At 70.8% G+C, this 14,411-nt stretch carries 15 protein-coding genes; 10 read left to right on the top strand and 5 right to left on the bottom strand.

Annotated elements, in window-relative coordinates; all coding sequences use genetic code 11:
- Positions 1 to 15: 15 nt before the first annotated feature.
- Complete coding sequence (locus tag IG08_RS0105090; protein ID WP_030596746.1) at positions 16 to 696, bottom strand: hypothetical protein; 681 nt, start codon at positions 694 to 696, stop codon at positions 16 to 18.
- Between the two features lie 281 nt (positions 697 to 977).
- On the opposite strand from IG08_RS0105090, the gene IG08_RS0105085 reads away from it, so the two are divergent.
- Positions 978 to 1,601 carry a GntR family transcriptional regulator gene (locus IG08_RS0105085; RefSeq protein WP_030596744.1) on the top strand — a complete coding sequence of 208 codons (624 nt, stop codon included), beginning with the start codon at positions 978 to 980 and terminating at the stop codon, positions 1,599 to 1,601.
- A 284-nt stretch (positions 1,602 to 1,885) separates the two neighbouring features.
- Complete coding sequence (aceE, locus tag IG08_RS0105080) at positions 1,886 to 4,588, top strand: pyruvate dehydrogenase (acetyl-transferring), homodimeric type (protein ID WP_030596741.1); 2,703 nt, start codon at positions 1,886 to 1,888, stop codon at positions 4,586 to 4,588.
- 110 nt (positions 4,589 to 4,698) lie between these two features.
- On the opposite strand, the gene IG08_RS0105075 is transcribed toward aceE, so the two are convergent.
- Positions 4,699 to 5,493 (bottom strand): class I SAM-dependent methyltransferase, encoded by a 795-nt coding sequence (locus tag IG08_RS0105075; RefSeq protein WP_030596739.1) that lies wholly within the window; start codon positions 5,491 to 5,493, stop codon positions 4,699 to 4,701.
- 111 nt (positions 5,494 to 5,604) lie between these two features.
- Between IG08_RS0105075 and IG08_RS0105070 the strand changes: the two genes are divergently transcribed.
- The 3 genes from IG08_RS0105070 to IG08_RS0105060 are packed head-to-tail and all read left to right on the top strand — an operon-like array spanning position 5,605 to position 7,725.
- Positions 5,605 to 6,579, top strand: coding sequence for a helix-turn-helix transcriptional regulator (locus IG08_RS0105070; protein WP_030596738.1), 975 nt, complete (start codon positions 5,605 to 5,607; stop codon positions 6,577 to 6,579).
- 56 nt (positions 6,580 to 6,635) lie between these two features.
- The gene (locus tag IG08_RS0105065; protein WP_030596736.1) at positions 6,636 to 7,154 is read left to right on the top strand and encodes a DUF4240 domain-containing protein; all 519 of its coding nucleotides are present in this window, start codon (positions 6,636 to 6,638) and stop codon (positions 7,152 to 7,154) included.
- A 31-nt stretch (positions 7,155 to 7,185) separates the two neighbouring features.
- Positions 7,186 to 7,725, top strand: coding sequence for a carboxymuconolactone decarboxylase family protein (locus IG08_RS0105060; protein WP_030596734.1), 540 nt, complete (start codon positions 7,186 to 7,188; stop codon positions 7,723 to 7,725).
- A 3-nt stretch (positions 7,726 to 7,728) separates the two neighbouring features.
- On the opposite strand, the gene IG08_RS0105055 is transcribed toward IG08_RS0105060, so the two are convergent.
- Positions 7,729 to 7,974 (bottom strand): hypothetical protein, encoded by a 246-nt coding sequence (locus IG08_RS0105055; protein ID WP_030596732.1) that lies wholly within the window; start codon positions 7,972 to 7,974, stop codon positions 7,729 to 7,731.
- A gap of 345 nt (positions 7,975 to 8,319) precedes the next feature.
- On the opposite strand from IG08_RS0105055, the gene IG08_RS0105050 reads away from it, so the two are divergent.
- Together IG08_RS0105050 and IG08_RS62405 are read left to right on the top strand one after the other, a co-directional pair.
- On the top strand, positions 8,320 to 9,189 hold the full coding sequence (locus tag IG08_RS0105050; RefSeq protein ID WP_030596729.1) for a hypothetical protein: 870 nt from the start codon (positions 8,320 to 8,322) through the stop codon (positions 9,187 to 9,189).
- Between the two features lie 153 nt (positions 9,190 to 9,342).
- Complete coding sequence (locus IG08_RS62405; RefSeq protein WP_030596727.1) at positions 9,343 to 9,597, top strand: ANTAR domain-containing protein; 255 nt, start codon at positions 9,343 to 9,345, stop codon at positions 9,595 to 9,597.
- 46 nt (positions 9,598 to 9,643) lie between these two features.
- Here IG08_RS62405 and IG08_RS53910 read toward each other — a convergent pair whose 3' ends face one another.
- Positions 9,644 to 10,024: a hypothetical protein gene (locus tag IG08_RS53910; RefSeq protein ID WP_315904008.1), complete on the bottom strand. Its 381-nt coding sequence runs from the start codon at positions 10,022 to 10,024 to the stop codon at positions 9,644 to 9,646.
- A 136-nt stretch (positions 10,025 to 10,160) separates the two neighbouring features.
- Positions 10,161 to 10,784, bottom strand: a complete 624-nt coding sequence (locus tag IG08_RS0105035; RefSeq protein ID WP_078655451.1) for a restriction endonuclease — start codon at positions 10,782 to 10,784, stop codon at positions 10,161 to 10,163.
- A 1,610-nt stretch (positions 10,785 to 12,394) separates the two neighbouring features.
- On the opposite strand from IG08_RS0105035, the gene IG08_RS0105025 reads away from it, so the two are divergent.
- From IG08_RS0105025 to IG08_RS0105015, 3 genes are all read left to right on the top strand, one after another.
- On the top strand, positions 12,395 to 12,829 hold the full coding sequence (locus tag IG08_RS0105025) for an STAS domain-containing protein (RefSeq protein WP_030596722.1): 435 nt from the start codon (positions 12,395 to 12,397) through the stop codon (positions 12,827 to 12,829).
- Positions 12,830 to 12,909: 80 nt separating this feature from the next.
- Positions 12,910 to 13,491: a hypothetical protein gene (locus tag IG08_RS58805; protein ID WP_234342807.1), complete on the top strand. Its 582-nt coding sequence runs from the start codon at positions 12,910 to 12,912 to the stop codon at positions 13,489 to 13,491.
- On the top strand, positions 13,488 to 14,249 hold the full coding sequence (locus tag IG08_RS0105015) for an ANTAR domain-containing protein (protein WP_030596718.1): 762 nt from the start codon (positions 13,488 to 13,490) through the stop codon (positions 14,247 to 14,249). The genes IG08_RS58805 and IG08_RS0105015 overlap by 4 nt, the downstream gene beginning before the upstream one ends.
- The last annotated feature ends 162 nt before the right edge of the window (positions 14,250 to 14,411 follow it).

Here is a 14,411-nt window from a genome sequence, read left to right as displayed (position 1 = left end):
GGGGGCACCGCCGTATCACCGAGGCGTCAGCCTCTTGTCCGACCAGCCCCACAGCGACTCCACCCACACGTTCGGGACGGCCAGCTTCTCGGCGCGCGTCAGCCCTTTCGTCCGGTACGCCTTCAGGACGTCGTACGTCGCATCGAGGCAGTCCCGGGACGTGAGCTTCCCGGTCTTCGGGTCGACGCCGACGAGGAACCCGCGGGCCTCCACCGTACGGATCATGGCCCAGGCCGCGTTCACGTCGCTCGTCGACGAGCCGGTGCAGCGGTAACGGCTGTACGGGTGCTCGGAGTTGCCCGGATAGTGAGTGTCCGTGGACATCTCGCTCATCATGCGCTTGTACGTCCCCTCCGCGTGCCAGGCGCCGATGTCGCCGCCCGGCGGGGTGTACAGCCTGCCGCTGGGGTTCTCGACGGCGCCGTAGACCCAGCGCTTCGTCCCCGTGACCTGGAAGCCCCAGCCGACGTGGCCGAACTTCTGTGCCCCGTCCGGCTTGACGAAGACGCAGGCGCCGCCGGAGCCGCCGCCCCGGGCCGCGCCCGCCATGCCGGTCATCGTCTCCGTGCTCCCGCCACTGGGTTTCGCCCCGGCCCGTGTGTCCATCTGTTGGCAGCCCGTGAGCCCCACGACCGCGCCGATCACCGCTGCCGCCGCCATCCGGCGCACCGCTGCACGCCGTCCCCCGATGTCCATGCCGTCCCCCTGCCGTTCCCAGGAGCACCTCCTTGCGAGCACTCCTGCCGACCGCGACACGGATCACGGCGCAGGGGTTCCTCCGGTGACACGGCGGTGACCCCTCCGGGCCGTAGCCGGTACGGGGCTTTACAGGAGGCATGGGTCTGAGAGGCGTGTAAGTCTCGTCTCACCTGCATGAAAGCGCCCCCGTGCGCCCCTCCCGGACGGGCCCGCGGCCTTATTGTCTAAACGTCAAACGCCCCCGGGGCCGATGGGCGGCCCCTCCTTAAGGAGCAATCATGACCGCGCCCGTCGTCCACTCGCTGCGCGAACAGATCCGCGAGCACATCGTGGAAGGGATCGTCAGCGGTCGCTGGAAGCCGGGCGAGCGGATCGTGGAGCGACGGATCGCCACCGAGCTGGAGGTCAGTCAGACCCCCGTGCGGGAGGCGCTGCGCGAGCTGGAGTCGCTGCGGCTGATCGAGTCGGCGCCGAACAAGGGCGTGCGCGTGCGGAATCTGACCGCCGCCGACCTGGAGGAGAGCTACCCGGTCCGGGCCGGCCTGGAGGCGATCGCCGCGGAGCTGGCGGCGGAGAAGCTGGCGGAGGACTGCTCGGCCCTGGAGCCCCATGTCGCCGCCCTGTACGAGGCCGACCGCGAGTCGGACGGCACGGGCCAGGTCCGGCACACGGTGGGCTTCCACCGCGAACTGGTCCGCGCGGCAGGCAACTCCGTGCTCCTGCACACCTGGGAGGGCCTGGGCATCGAGGTCTTCACCGCCCTGTCCATCCGCTGGCTGGGCACGGTCCAGCAGTCGTACGCGGAGGAGCACGAGGAGCTGGTGCAGGCGTTCCGGCGCCGGGACCCGCGGATCGCTGAGCTGGTGAAGGCGCACGTGCTGGGCTGCGCGCCGCGCGCGTGACACAGCCGAGCACACCCGTGCTCACCTGCGAAAACCATCAAAATGTGCGGCACGGGGTGCCTGCCCAAAAGGCACCCCGTGCCGACTTTCTCGTTATCGAGAAGTTTTACCTCTCACCCCTTTGATCGATCATCGATCAGGGAGTTACAGTCACCGACGGGCCGCGCGGCGGAGCCGCATGGTGTCACAGCACCCAGGCCCTCCGCCCTGTCCTGCCAAAGACAAAGGGCACCCCCGAACCCTTGCCGATGAGGGAACCCCCTTCGACCGAGGAAGGCGGCGACATGACCGACCCCAACGCCATCCAGCCGAGCGAGCTCGACCAGCTCCCCGACCGGGACCCCGAGGAGACCGCCGAATGGCAGGCCTCCCTGGACGCGGTCGCCAAGGCGGCCGGCCCGCACCGTGCCGCGTACCTGATGCGCCGCACGCTGGAGAGGGCGGAGGGCAACGGCATCGCGCTGCCCAAGCTCCTCGAGACCGACTACATCAACACCATCCCCACCGCCGCCGAGCCGAGCGCTCCCGGTGACGAGGAGATGGAGCGGAAGATCACCGCGTGGAACCGCTGGAACGCGGCCGCGATGGTCTCCCGGGGCAGCAAATACGGCGTCGGCGGCCACATCGCCACCTTCGCCTCCGCGGCCTGGCTGTACGAGACCGGCTTCAACCACTTCTTCAAGGGCAAGGAGGCGGACGGCTCCGGCGACCAGCTCTACATCCAGGGCCACGCCTCCCCCGGCATCTACGCCCGCGCCTTCCTCGACGGCCGGCTGAACGAGGACCACCTCGACAACTTCCGCCGCGAGTCGGGCGGCAACGGCCTCCCGTCGTACCCACACCCCCGCCGCCTGCCCTGGCTGTGGGAGTTCCCGACGGTGTCGATGGGCCTCGGCCCGCTCTCCGCGATCTATCAGGCGCGCTTCAACCGCTACCTGACGAACCGCAACATCAAGGACGTCTCCGCGTCCCACGTCTGGGCCTTCCTCGGCGACGGCGAGATGGACGAGCCGGAGTCGACGGCCGCACTCGCGCTGGCTTCGCGCGAGGGTCTGGACAACCTGACCTTCGTCATCAACTGCAACCTGCAGCGCCTCGACGGCCCGGTCCGCGCGAACTTCAAGATCGTGCAGGAGTTGGAGGCCCAGTTCCGCGGCGCGGGCTGGAACGTCATCAAGTCGCTGTGGGGCAACGCCTGGGACGAGCTGTTCCAGCTCGACACCACGGGCGCGCTCGTACGCCGCCTGCGCGAGGTACCCGACGCCCAGGTGCAGACGTACCAGACGCGCGACGCCGCCTACATCCGCCAGGACTTCTTCGGCGGAGACCCGGCGCTCGTCGAGATGGCGAAGCTGCTGAGCGACGACAAGATCTTCGAGTGTTTCCACCTCTCTCGCGGTGGCCACGAGGCGCGCAAGGTCTACGCCGCGTACAAGGCGGCCGTGGAGTTCAAGGGCGCCCCGACGGTCATCCTCGCCCAGACGGTCAAGGGCCACACTCTCGGCGAGGGCTTCGCCTCGAAGAACGCCAACCACCAGATGAAGAAGCTGTCGACGGACGAGTTCAAGCAGATGCGTGACCTGCTCGAACTCCCCATCAAGGACAGCGACTTCGTCGACGGCGTGGTCCCCTACGGCCACCCCGGCGTCGACTCCCCCGAGGTCCGCTACCTCCAGGAGCGCCGCGCGGCCCTCGGCGGCCCGGCCCCGGCCCGCCGTACGCACGCGCTGGCCCCGCTGCCGGCCCCGGCCGAGAAGGCGTTCACGTCCTTCGACAAGGGCTCCGGCTCCCAGAACATCGCCACCACCATGGCATTCGTACGTCTCATCAAGGACCTGGTCCGCGACAAGGAGACGGGCAAGCGCTGGGTGCCGATCGTTCCGGACGAGGCGCGCACCTTCGGTATGGAGTCGCTGTTCCCGTCCCTCGGGATCTACTCTCCCAAGGGCCAGACGTACGAGCCGGTCGACCGCGACCAGCTGATGTACTACAAGGAGGCCAAGAACGGCCAGATCCTCAACGAGGGGATCACCGAGGCCGGTTCGATGGCCGACTTCATCGCCGCGTCCACCGCGTACTCCACGCACGGCGAGACGATGATCCCGTTCTACATCTTCTACTCGATGTTCGGCTGGCAGCGCACGGCCGACCAGATGTGGCAGCTCGGCGACCAGCTGGGCCGCGGCTTCCTGGTGGGCGCGACGGCGGGCCGTACCACCCTGACGGGCGAGGGCCTGCAGCACGCCGACGGCCACTCCCCGGTGATCGCGGCGACGAACCCGGCGGCGCTGACGTACGACCCGGCGTTCGCGTACGAGGTCGCGACGATCGTCAAGGACGGTCTGCGCCGGATGTACGGCGAAGCGGCCCCGGGCGAGGACCAGAACGTCTTCTACTACCTGACGGTCTACAACGAGCCGATCCCGCAGCCCGCGAAGCCGGCCGGCCTGGGCATCGACGAGGGCATCGTCAAGGGCCTGTACCGCTTCAACACGGCGGAGTCTGCGGGACTTTCACCGGTCGCCAACGCGCCCCGCATCCAGCTCCTCGGCTCCGGCACGGCGATCCACTGGGTCCTGGAGGCGCAGAAGAAGCTCGCCGAGGAGTGGGGTGTCGCGGCCGACGTCTGGTCGGCGACGTCCTGGACGGAACTCCGCCGCGACGCCCTGGAGGCCGACGCGTCCCTCCTCCGTGGCGAGGAGCGGGTCCCCTACGTCCGGCAGGCGCTGCACGGTGCCGAGGGCCCGGTGCTGGCGGTCTCCGACTACATGCGCCAGGTCCCCGACCAGATCGCCCAGTGGGTCGAGCAGGACTACTCCTCGCTCGGCGCGGACGGCTTCGGCCTCTCCGACACCCGCGAGGCGGCCCGCCGCCACTTCGGCGTCGACGCGGAGTCGGTCGTGGTCGCGGCCCTGGCCCAGCTGGCGCGGCGCGGCGAGGTGAAGGCGACGGCGGTGAAGGAGGCGCGGGAGAAGTACGGCCTGTGAGCCGCTTCGCCTTCTGATCCCCCCTTCTGATCCCCCCTTCTGATGTTCTTCTGAAGGGCCCGAACGGCCCCGGCGGCAAAAGCCTTGCCGCCGGGGCCGTTCTTTCCGTCTCAGTGCGGGCGGCGGCCCTGCGTGCTGACCAAGGCGTAGGAGTTGACGACGAACTCCGGATTTCGTGACAAGGCGTAGAACCGGTCCAGTTCGGCGTCCGTGACGCCTTCCGCACGCAGCCCGTCGGCCGCCTGCTCCACATCCACCCGGTGCAGCCCGATGCCTGCGGCGCCACCCCCGTGCCACGATGCGGCATGCGTCGTCGCCCTGACGTCCTCCAGACCGGCCCGGACCATGGCCCGGAAGGCGCGGGTCCCCCAGACGAGATCGACTCCCGCCTTCTCCAGGTGCGCCATCAGGGCGCTCTGGACGCGGGCGAAGAGGGCGACCGCCGCTTCGTCGGGGGCCGCGAGCACGGGGGTCCAGGAGCAGTCGAAGTCCTCCAGCAACAACCGGCCGCCCGGCCGCAGGGCCGACACCAGCCGGTCCAGCACCTCCAGCCGCTGCGGCAGGTGCACCAGTACGAGCCGGGCGTGGATCAGGTCGTAGCCGTCGCCGGGCAGCGGGTCGCGGACGATGTCGTGCCGCAGCAGGCGCACGTGGGCGGGGCGGGACCGCTCCTCGGCCCAGCGGGGTTCGATGTCCGTGACCGTGACCTCGCCCTGCGGCCCGACCCGTTCGCCCAGCCAGTCGCCCAACGACCCGCCGCCGCCCCCGACCTCCAGGCAACGCCAGCCCGGCGCGAGCCCGGCCGACTCGATCTGTCGGCGGGAGACGGCGTCGTAGCTCGATTCCAGGAGGGAGAAGCGGTCGGGAGTCCGGGCGTCGTTGTTGTCGAACAGGTAGCGGGGCACGCGGCCCCTCCTTCCCTTGCGCACGACAGTGGCCACCAGGCTCGCGGAGCGGGCAGTGCGCGTACAGGGGTTCGGGTGAGCACGACGGCGCCGTCGGCCCATCATGGCGGTATGCGCGCTGCCCGTCTCATCAAAATGGTGTTGCTGCTCCAGTCCCGCCCTTCCATGACCGCCGCCGAGCTGGCGACGGAGTTGGAGGTGTCCGAGCGGACGATCACGCGGGATGCGCAGGCGTTGTCGGAGGCGGGGGTTCCGGTGTACGCGGACCGGGGGCGGGCGGGGGGTTACCGGCTGATCGGCGGGTATCGCACCCGCCTCACCGGCCTGGCTCGCAGTGAGGCGGAGGCGCTGTTCCTGTCCGGTGTGCCGGGGGCGTTGCGCGAGATGGGGTTGGAGGATGCCGCCTCCGCGGCCCGGCTGAAGGTGTCGGCGGCTCTGCTCCCCTCTCTCCGGGACGCCTCGAAGACGGCCGGCCAGCGCTTCCACCTGGACGCCCCGAACTGGTTCACCGAGCCGAAGGCGCCGGAGCTGCTGCCCGCGGTCGCGGATGCGGTGTGGGACGACCGGCGGGTCGTAGCGCGTTATCGGAGCGGGGACGGCGAGGTGGAGCGGGAGCTGGAGCCGTACGGGCTCGTGCTCAAGGCCGGGGTCTGGTACCTGTGCGCGCGAGTGGCGGAGCAGGGGGCGTACCGGGTGTACCGGATCGACCGGTTCACCGCCGTCGACGCAGGTGAGGAGCGCTTCTCCCGCGACGAGGAGTTCGATCTGCCCGCCTTCTGGGAGGAGCGGGCCGAGCAGTTCGCGCGGTCGATCCTGCGGGCGGAGGTGGTCGTACGGCTGTCGCCGGAGGGCGTGCGGAGGCTGCCGTACGTCGTCGATCCCGTGTCGGCCAGGGACGCCCTGTCGCTCGCAGGCGCCCCGGACGACGGCGGGTGGCTGACGGTGACCCTGCCGGTGGAGTCCGAGAAGGTCGCCCACACACAGCTCACGGCGCTGGGACCGGAGGTGGAGGTGCTGGCGCCGGAGGCTCTGCGGGCGCGTTTCATCGGTGACGCCGTACGAATGGCCGGTCTGTACGGGACATAACAATCCGCCACACTCCACGTGCGCCCCACCCCTCCAGGACCGATGCTGGACCAGTGATGGACGAGACGGAGTTCTGGGAGCTGGTGGACGCCACCCGCGAGCGCGCCGACGGCGACCCCGAGGAGCAGGCCGACCTGCTCGTGGACCGGCTCCTCGCGCTGGACCCGGACATGGTGCTCGACTTCGCCCGTCACTTCGAGGCCCGCTACAACCGGGCGTACACATGGGACCTGTGGGGCGCCGCGTGGGTGCTGCTCGACGGGGCCAGCGACGACGCCTTCGACTTCTTCCGGTGCTGGCTGATCGGCCAGGGCCGCGAGGTGTACGAGGGTGCCGTGCACGCCCCCGACTCGCTCGCCGACCTCCTGGGCGACTTCGACGAGGAGATCGACGGGGACGGGGAGGAGCTGGGTTACTCGGCCGACGAGGCCTACGAGCAGCTCACCGGCACCGTCGCCCCCGACCTGGGCATCGCGCCGGCGCCCTCGGAGCCTGAGGGGACGCCGGTGGACTTCGAGAACGAGTCGGTGCTGGCGGAGCGGTATCCGAAGCTGTGGGAGCGGTTCAGAGGCTGACAGCGTTCAGAGACGGACAGCGAGGGGGATCATGGCCCGTATCCCGTACCCGGAGCGTCCGGCCGACGGCGTCGCGAAGCTTCCCGTGCCGCTCAACGCCTTCCGTATGCTCTCCCACGCCCCGCCGCTGGCGGACTCCGCGATCGACCTGGGCCTGGCCGTGCTGCTCGAGTCGACGCTGCCCGTCCGCTTGCGCGAGCTGGTGATCATGGCCGTGGCCGCCGGCACGGAGTGCGCGTACGAGGCCGTGCAGCACCGCCCGATCGCCCTGAACTCGGGTGTGACGGTCGACCAGTTGGCGGTGATCGCCGAACAGCGCTCCAGCGGGCGGGAGTTCGACGAGCCCGAGTCCGCGGCGGTGACCGCGGCGTTCGAGCTCATGTCCCAGCACACCCTGTCCGAGGGCAGTTTGGCGGCTCTCCGCGCCTGCTTCACCGACCGGCAGGTCGTCGAGATCGTCACGACAGTCGGCTACTACGTCATGCTGGCGGGCCTCATGAACGGGCTCGGGGTGGACATCGATCCGTCCGGGGAGCGGTTCCTGGGCCTGACCGGTGACGCCCCCGAGTGAGGGTCAGACCGCGGTCGCGCGCCTGCGGGTGGTGTCCGTCGGGATGTAGGCCTGCGTCTGGTCGACCTTCACCGCGTGGTGCATCGGGGCCGCGTTGGCCTGGTCGAGCGCGGACGCGGTGACGGCGGCCGGACCCAGGACGACGGCGGCTGCCGCGCAGAGCGCCGCCCAGGGGCCGCGAGTGATACCGGCCCGGCGAGTCGCCCTCTTCGTGGTGTTCGTGGTGTTCGTCGTGTGACTGCTGTTCATTTTCCCCACCTCCAGTCAGTGCGTGTCCATGACGATAGGGCGGCTGTCTCGGGGTGATCAGTGAGCTGTCTGCGAGAAGCCTGTGAGAGCGGCCCGGGGTGAGATGGCAGTGGTCGGCCATGTGTGGCTGAGAGACCGCGGTCGCGGTCGCCGATCACAGGTGAAACACCGCCGGCGGGGCAGTCGTCCCGTTGGCCCGTCAGCACGCGCGGGCGGCGAACCGAGTCGGTCAACCTGACGCAGCGGCCGGGGAGTTGTCGCCCGGCCTGGTCCTTGCTGTCCGCCATCACGCCGATGGTCACGGCGCCGACGGCTGTCGGGCCCCGGAACTATCAAGGGACATTGATGGGGAATCTCAGAGAAGAACGGGAACGGGCACCCAAGCGCAAGGTCCTCGACCTGACTCTTGTGCAGGTAGTGGCGAGCGCACTCGCGACCGTGGCGGGCGCGGTGCTGGCGTCCCTGCTCGGGGTGACCGGGACGATCATCGGCGCCGCCGTGGTCAGTGCCAGCGCGACCACCGGCGCGGCGGTCTTCTCGCACGCCTTCCGACGGACGGGCGAGGGGATCCGTAGCCGGGTGCCGTCCGTAGGGGTGCCGAGGACGCCGGGCGAGGAGCGGGCGGACCACCGGGCGGACGCCCGGGCGGCGTTCGGCATGCCGGCGGACGCCACGACTGTCGACGCCCGGCCGCCCTCCGGGCCCGGTGGCCCGGAGGGCGAGCACGGCGGGACGACAGCGGGCTCCGCGCCTCCCGAAGGCGAGTCGGTCACCACCTATCGTGGTGGCTCCGTCCGGAGAACCATCGGCTGGAGGAAATACGCCCTGGCGACGGGCCTGGTGTTCGCCCTGGCGATGGTCACGGTGACCGCGGTGGAGCTGATCGCGGGCAAGCCGGTGGCAGCTGTGGTCAAGAATGAGCCGGGCAGGGGAACCTCGGTGGGCGGTGGCACGGCCGGCACCCCCGGTCCCGCCGACAACCGGACACCCACCCCGGGTGCGTCCAGCGGCACGGCGCCGCAGACGGACAGCTCTGCCTCGCCGGACGCGAGCACGGCGCCGGACACCAGTTCCAGTCCCAGTTCCGGTTCCGGTTCCGGTTCCGGTTCCGGTTCCGGTTCCAGCTCTGGCACCAGTTCCGAACCCAGCGATTCGGCGTCGTCCGCGCCGTCCAGCGGCGATTCCGCGCGCGGTTCCGACGCCACCGCCGACTGAGCAGTGACAAGCCGGTCCGGGCCTCGGTGGGCGACCTGGCGGCGAGCCGAACACAGAAGGCCCGGGCCGAGATACGCCGAGCTGGCCGGCCATTCCATGAAGAGCACCCGGGCAGCCTTGCCGTCACCGTGCCCGGCAGGCCGACCGGGGTCTGTGGCGGAGCCGGACGAGATCGTCGAACTGCACGCCAGGAACGAGCAGTTGGGGCGGGCGCCGGCGACCCGTGCGGTGATCGACCAGGCGCGCGGCACGGTGATGGCCCTGGCGCCGTGCGCCGGCGAGCGGGCGTGGGATCTGGCGGTGGGCGTGTCGCAGCACTGCAGTGTCAAGCTCCGGGACGTGGCTGCGGCCCTGGTCGCCACGACGAAGGACCGGATTCTCCCTGAGCCGATACAGCGGGAGCTGTGAGCTCAACCCTCCGGTGCCCTCGTCCAGGACGGCCGCCGGACGCCCCTCACATCCAGCGTGCCGGATTCGGTAGCGGAAGAGCGACTGGCGTGATGCCGAGTACCGGAGCAGTGACTGCCGGGATCCGTGGACGTGCGATCGGACCGCGGACCTCGTGGCCTCCTTCGGCGTCCCAGACGGCCTGCACGGACCGGTCGGTCTCCGACACGGTGCGCAGACGCGCCGCCTCCTCCATCAGCCGGCTCGTGGTCGACGTGCGCAGGGGGTCGCTCGCGGCGGCCATCAGCCAGGCGGCCGAGACGGGAACAGTCTCCGGCGGGACGACCAGCAGAGCCGGTGCGTGAACAGTGGGAGCCGACGGCATGCGGAGGGGCGGAGCGGAGGGCCGGACCTCGGGTGTCGGCGCGTACGAAACGGTCGCAGTCATGATGCGAACCCTGCTCCGGACCGGTCGGAACCGGCCCGGCGTAATCAATCGCCGAAAACGACACAGGCACGGCGGCCGGTGCGCGAAATACCCTCGGTAACTTCAGCGTACTCCTCCGGCTGACGACAACCGGTTCTCAGGACAACGCCGACCGCTTGCCCGGCGGGGGCAGCCGCTGAAGCAGCTCCCAGAGCGGCCGTGAGCCCGCCGCCCACTCCCCCAGCGTTCCGCGGTCGACCAGATGCAGCTTCTGGGACTTCGCGAGCGGCGCACACCCCGAGGTGAAGCGTCCGTTCGTCACCAGAACCACCACGTCCCCGCCGTGCAGCTGCCGGCCGGTGCCGTTGAGCACATGCAGATCCGGGGTCCCCACCGGCGATCCCGAGGCCCCGTCCTGCCGGTGCTTGCACTGGATCACCCAGCGCCTGCCGAGCGGATCGGTCGCTGTCACATCCGCACCGTTGTCCCCGGCCCCGCCCACCTGTACGGCGTCCGCACAGCCGTCACGGCGCATCAGATCCCGTACCGCGAACTCGAAGTCCTCGTGGTGAAGCCCGTCGAGCTGGGGAAGCTTGTAGCGCAGCCTCCGGACGTGCACACGCTCCCAGCGGGCGCTCACCGCCCACTGCGTGAGCCAGAGACCGCCGGCCCCACCCACGAGGGCGGCGAGCACGACGATCAGCCACCAGTTGCCCAACAGCCACTGCCCCACGGCGGCGCAGAGCCCGGCGCCCGCGGCAGCCGCTACGGCGAGCACCAACGGCTGGGGCCCTCTGGGCTTCGTCGGGGTCGGGGCGCGCTTCGGAGGCTTACGAGTCCGCCGCACCGGCGCCCGGCGGCTCACCGCTGCCCCCGAACGGAGCCTCGCACCACCAGACGCGCCGCCGGCAGAATCGCCCACTCGTGCCACGCTCCCGGAGCCCGGCGACCGGGCCCCCGGACTCGCGCACCGTCGTTCCTCACGTACGGATCGGTCCAAGGCACCGTAGCCCCCTCGGCGCTCCCGCCCGCGGCCATTCCGACCGCACAACAGGCATCGGCGCAGGCACTTCTGACACTAGTTCGAATTTTCCTGCCCGCTGCGAGTGAGAGCCCTTTTCGGACGCGCCGAACGCCCGTCGACTCCAGCGGTACGAAGTCGACGAGAGCCCATGGACAGCACTTCCGCCACTCATCCCGCAGACCAAGATCACGCGCCCGAACAGCGGTACGTCACCATCAACCGCGCCCCGCCCGCCGCATGCCCCCACAACGCACACGTTTCCATTTGTCGGACCCTCGCCAGGGGCGCGCATCCGGGCGGGACTCACCTGGTGACCCCCCTCGCCCCCAAGGAGATGTCCGAAGTCGGCCGAGAAGCGTGTGAGGAGAACCAGCGGCGTAGTCGGGTCGCCGCCTCACGCGGCGCGGCAGCCACGTCTCTGGTCAGTCGCGCGCGTCCTCGCCGAGCGTGGTCATGGGCCTGCCCGGCGGATCATGCCGCAGACGCGGGGTCCGGCACGCACTCCTCCACGCTCGAGCGACCTCCTCCGTCTTGCCACTGCACGCACCAGACCCCGCTCACCCGTCGCCGACCTCGACCTTGACGCCGCGCCCCGCGCTCGCGTGGCCGCCCGGGACCCGGTCGCGCACGGCGCCCATGGTGCGAGTGAATCCGCCGCCCGGTGCGCTGATTCCGGGAACCTCCCGTGCGGCGATCCCGGAGATTTCTCCACCACCCCGTCCGCGACGGTCGTCCGGCCGCGGGTCTCCGGTGGCTCCTGAGGCCCGGGCCGTGCGGCCTGCAGCGTCGCGCCCGAACCGGTGCGGGGCCCGTCGGGAGAGGCCCGGGCCGTGCGGCCTGAAGCTTCGCGTCCGAGCCGGTGCGGGGCCTGTCGGGACCGGGTGTCCGCAGGGTTGAACCGTTCGGCTCCGCCATGCGGAGCCACCTCCTGGGGCGGTGCACGGACCGTCGTACCCGGGCGGCCGTCGGTCGCCGCGTTCCGTGCCGACGGCCCAAGTACCGTGCAGGGCACCGGACATGCCCGGCCGCCCCGCATCGTCTCCTGGCACCGCCCGAGGACGGGGAATGGGCGGCTTCCGGCCGTCCGCCGGACCGGGTTGCGGACTATGCTGCTGTACAGACGTCCCAGACCCCGGCGGCTTGTCGTTGCTCGACACCGATGGCTGCGGGGAGCGGACCTTTCGTCCGTCACCCGGCGCATCCCTGGAGGGAACCGGGTGGGTCCACTGTCCTGTCGCACAGGCGGTCGGACCGACCGTCGCTCCACCTCCGCCGAACGTACGCCCCTGCCGGGAGCGCGCCAAGGGGGCCCGGGAGTCCCGGCGTCGCCGCGTGCACTGCCGGATGGTCCTCCGAACCGAGGCGTCATGCCCCTTCCGCAGCTCACCGTCTACCGTCATGTCCGAAGGCACCGGGCGCTGATCACCCTGGCCGGCGAGATCGACCTGGAAACGGCCCCGCTGGTGCGTGCGGCACTGCAGCGGTGTCCGGGCGACGGTATCCGCACCATCGACGTCGACCTCTCCCCCGTCACCTTCTGCGACTGCAGCGGCCTCAACGTCTTCCTGCACGCCGCGCAGATGACCACCGAGGCCGGCGGGACCCTGCGACTGCACCACCCGCCACGGACACTGAGCCTGATACTCGACCTCACCGGCTCGGGGGCCCTGCTCCTCGGCCTGCCGGTCGGGTACCCGCCATCTCCTCACGGGGACGTCCCGGCCGTGCCCGATCCGGCCACTGGGCACCGGCCGCACCGGCATGTTCCGCTGGTGCCCGTCCTCTCGGGCGATGTGCAGTGACGGGCCGACTCGGGCAGGGACAGCCGTACAAACGCCGGAGCGGCGAGTCGCCTGCTCCGGACGCGGTGCGGTTGCGTCGGGTGAACCGCTGGCAGGCGCAAGGCCTGGGCGCGGAGTTGGCGGATCTGTACGTGGACTCACTCGGGACGCCTCCACGTCGGACATACCGTGCTCCTGACCGCCACGACTTCCTGAACCGTCTCACCGGCGACATCCGTCGGCCGGGGTTCGCCATGGTGATCGCGGAAACGGATGGTCTGGTGGGTTGCGCCTTCGGATTCCCGGTGCGCAGCGACCGCTTCTGGTGGCTCGGGTTCGAGGGAGCACTGCCGCGCGGCATCGAGCAACTCGCCGAGTCCGGCAGCGTCTTCGCGATCACCGACCTCCTGGTCCGCCCGCACCCGCAGGACCGGGACGTCGCCCGCCGGTTGCAGGAGCGGCTGCTGACCGACCAACAGGCGTGGCTCGGCGCCACCTTGGTGAACCGGGCCGATCACCCCACCCTCACCGCGCTCCACTCGTGGGGATGGCTGGACGTGGGAGAGATCTGGAGGCCGGTCAGTGCCACGCTGCTCGAGGTGCTGGTGCTTCCTGTCGGGGAGCGGGCCGGGGCGAGGCTGGACGGCCTGGTGCATGATGCCCGGAGCCGGTGGTCCGGGTGAGGTCCGACAGCCGGTCGGAGCGGATACAGGTGCTGGTCGCCGAGCAGGCGGCGCGACGCGGTGCCCGGGTCGGTGTGGTGGACGTGTGCACCGCGGCCGTGGCCGCGCTCCCGGTCGGCGGGGCCGGACTGTCGGCGATGTCCCGCACCACGGCGAGCCATCCGCTGTGCAGCACCGACGACATCAGCGAACAACTGGAGGAGCTGCAGCTCACGCTGGGCGAGGGGCCCTGTGTGGATGCCTTCACCCATGGCTCAGCCGTCCTGACGCCCGATCTGCTGACGGGTGAACTGCAGGACCGCTGGACCGTGTTCGCGGATGCGGCCCTGGAAGCCGGGGCACGCGCCGTCTTCGCGCTCCCCCTGCAGATGGGGGCGATCAGCCCGGGAGTCCTGGACCTGTACGCCGACGTGCCGACCGTACTGGACGCCGAGGAACTGGCCGACGCGCTGGCGTTCGCCGATCTCGCGACGCTGCTCCTGCTCGACGCGCGGATCGACGAGACGGGCGCACCGGCCGGAGGAGCACCGGCAGACCGAGACTTCGAGGACCTGGGCGCCTATCGGGCGGAAATCGACCAGGCCACCGGCATCCTGAGCGTCCAGCTCGGCGTCGGCATCGACGAAGCCTTCGTCCGGCTCCGCGCCCACGCCTACACGCAGGGGCGCCGGCTCGCCGACGTGGCCGCCGACGTGGTGGCCCATCGGCTCCGCTCCTCCCCGGACGCGGAACCCGAACGGACCGACGAGGAAACCTGATGTACCGGTGCCATCCGACGCACGTGCCGCACTTCCCGCCCCCTTGCGGCGGGCATAGTCTCCATCGAGGGTGACACGATGAATCAGCAGCTCCTGGCCAAGACCTTCGTCGAGCTGGCGGACAACCTGGTCGCCGACTTCGACCTGATCGACTTCCTGCGC

Source organism: Streptomyces fulvoviolaceus, assembly GCF_000718165.1.
GTDB classification, from domain to species: domain Bacteria; phylum Actinomycetota; class Actinomycetes; order Streptomycetales; family Streptomycetaceae; genus Streptomyces; species Streptomyces fulvoviolaceus.
The sequence above is the reverse complement of the archived record's forward strand: the minus strand, read 5'-3'. Positions and strand labels throughout refer to the sequence as shown.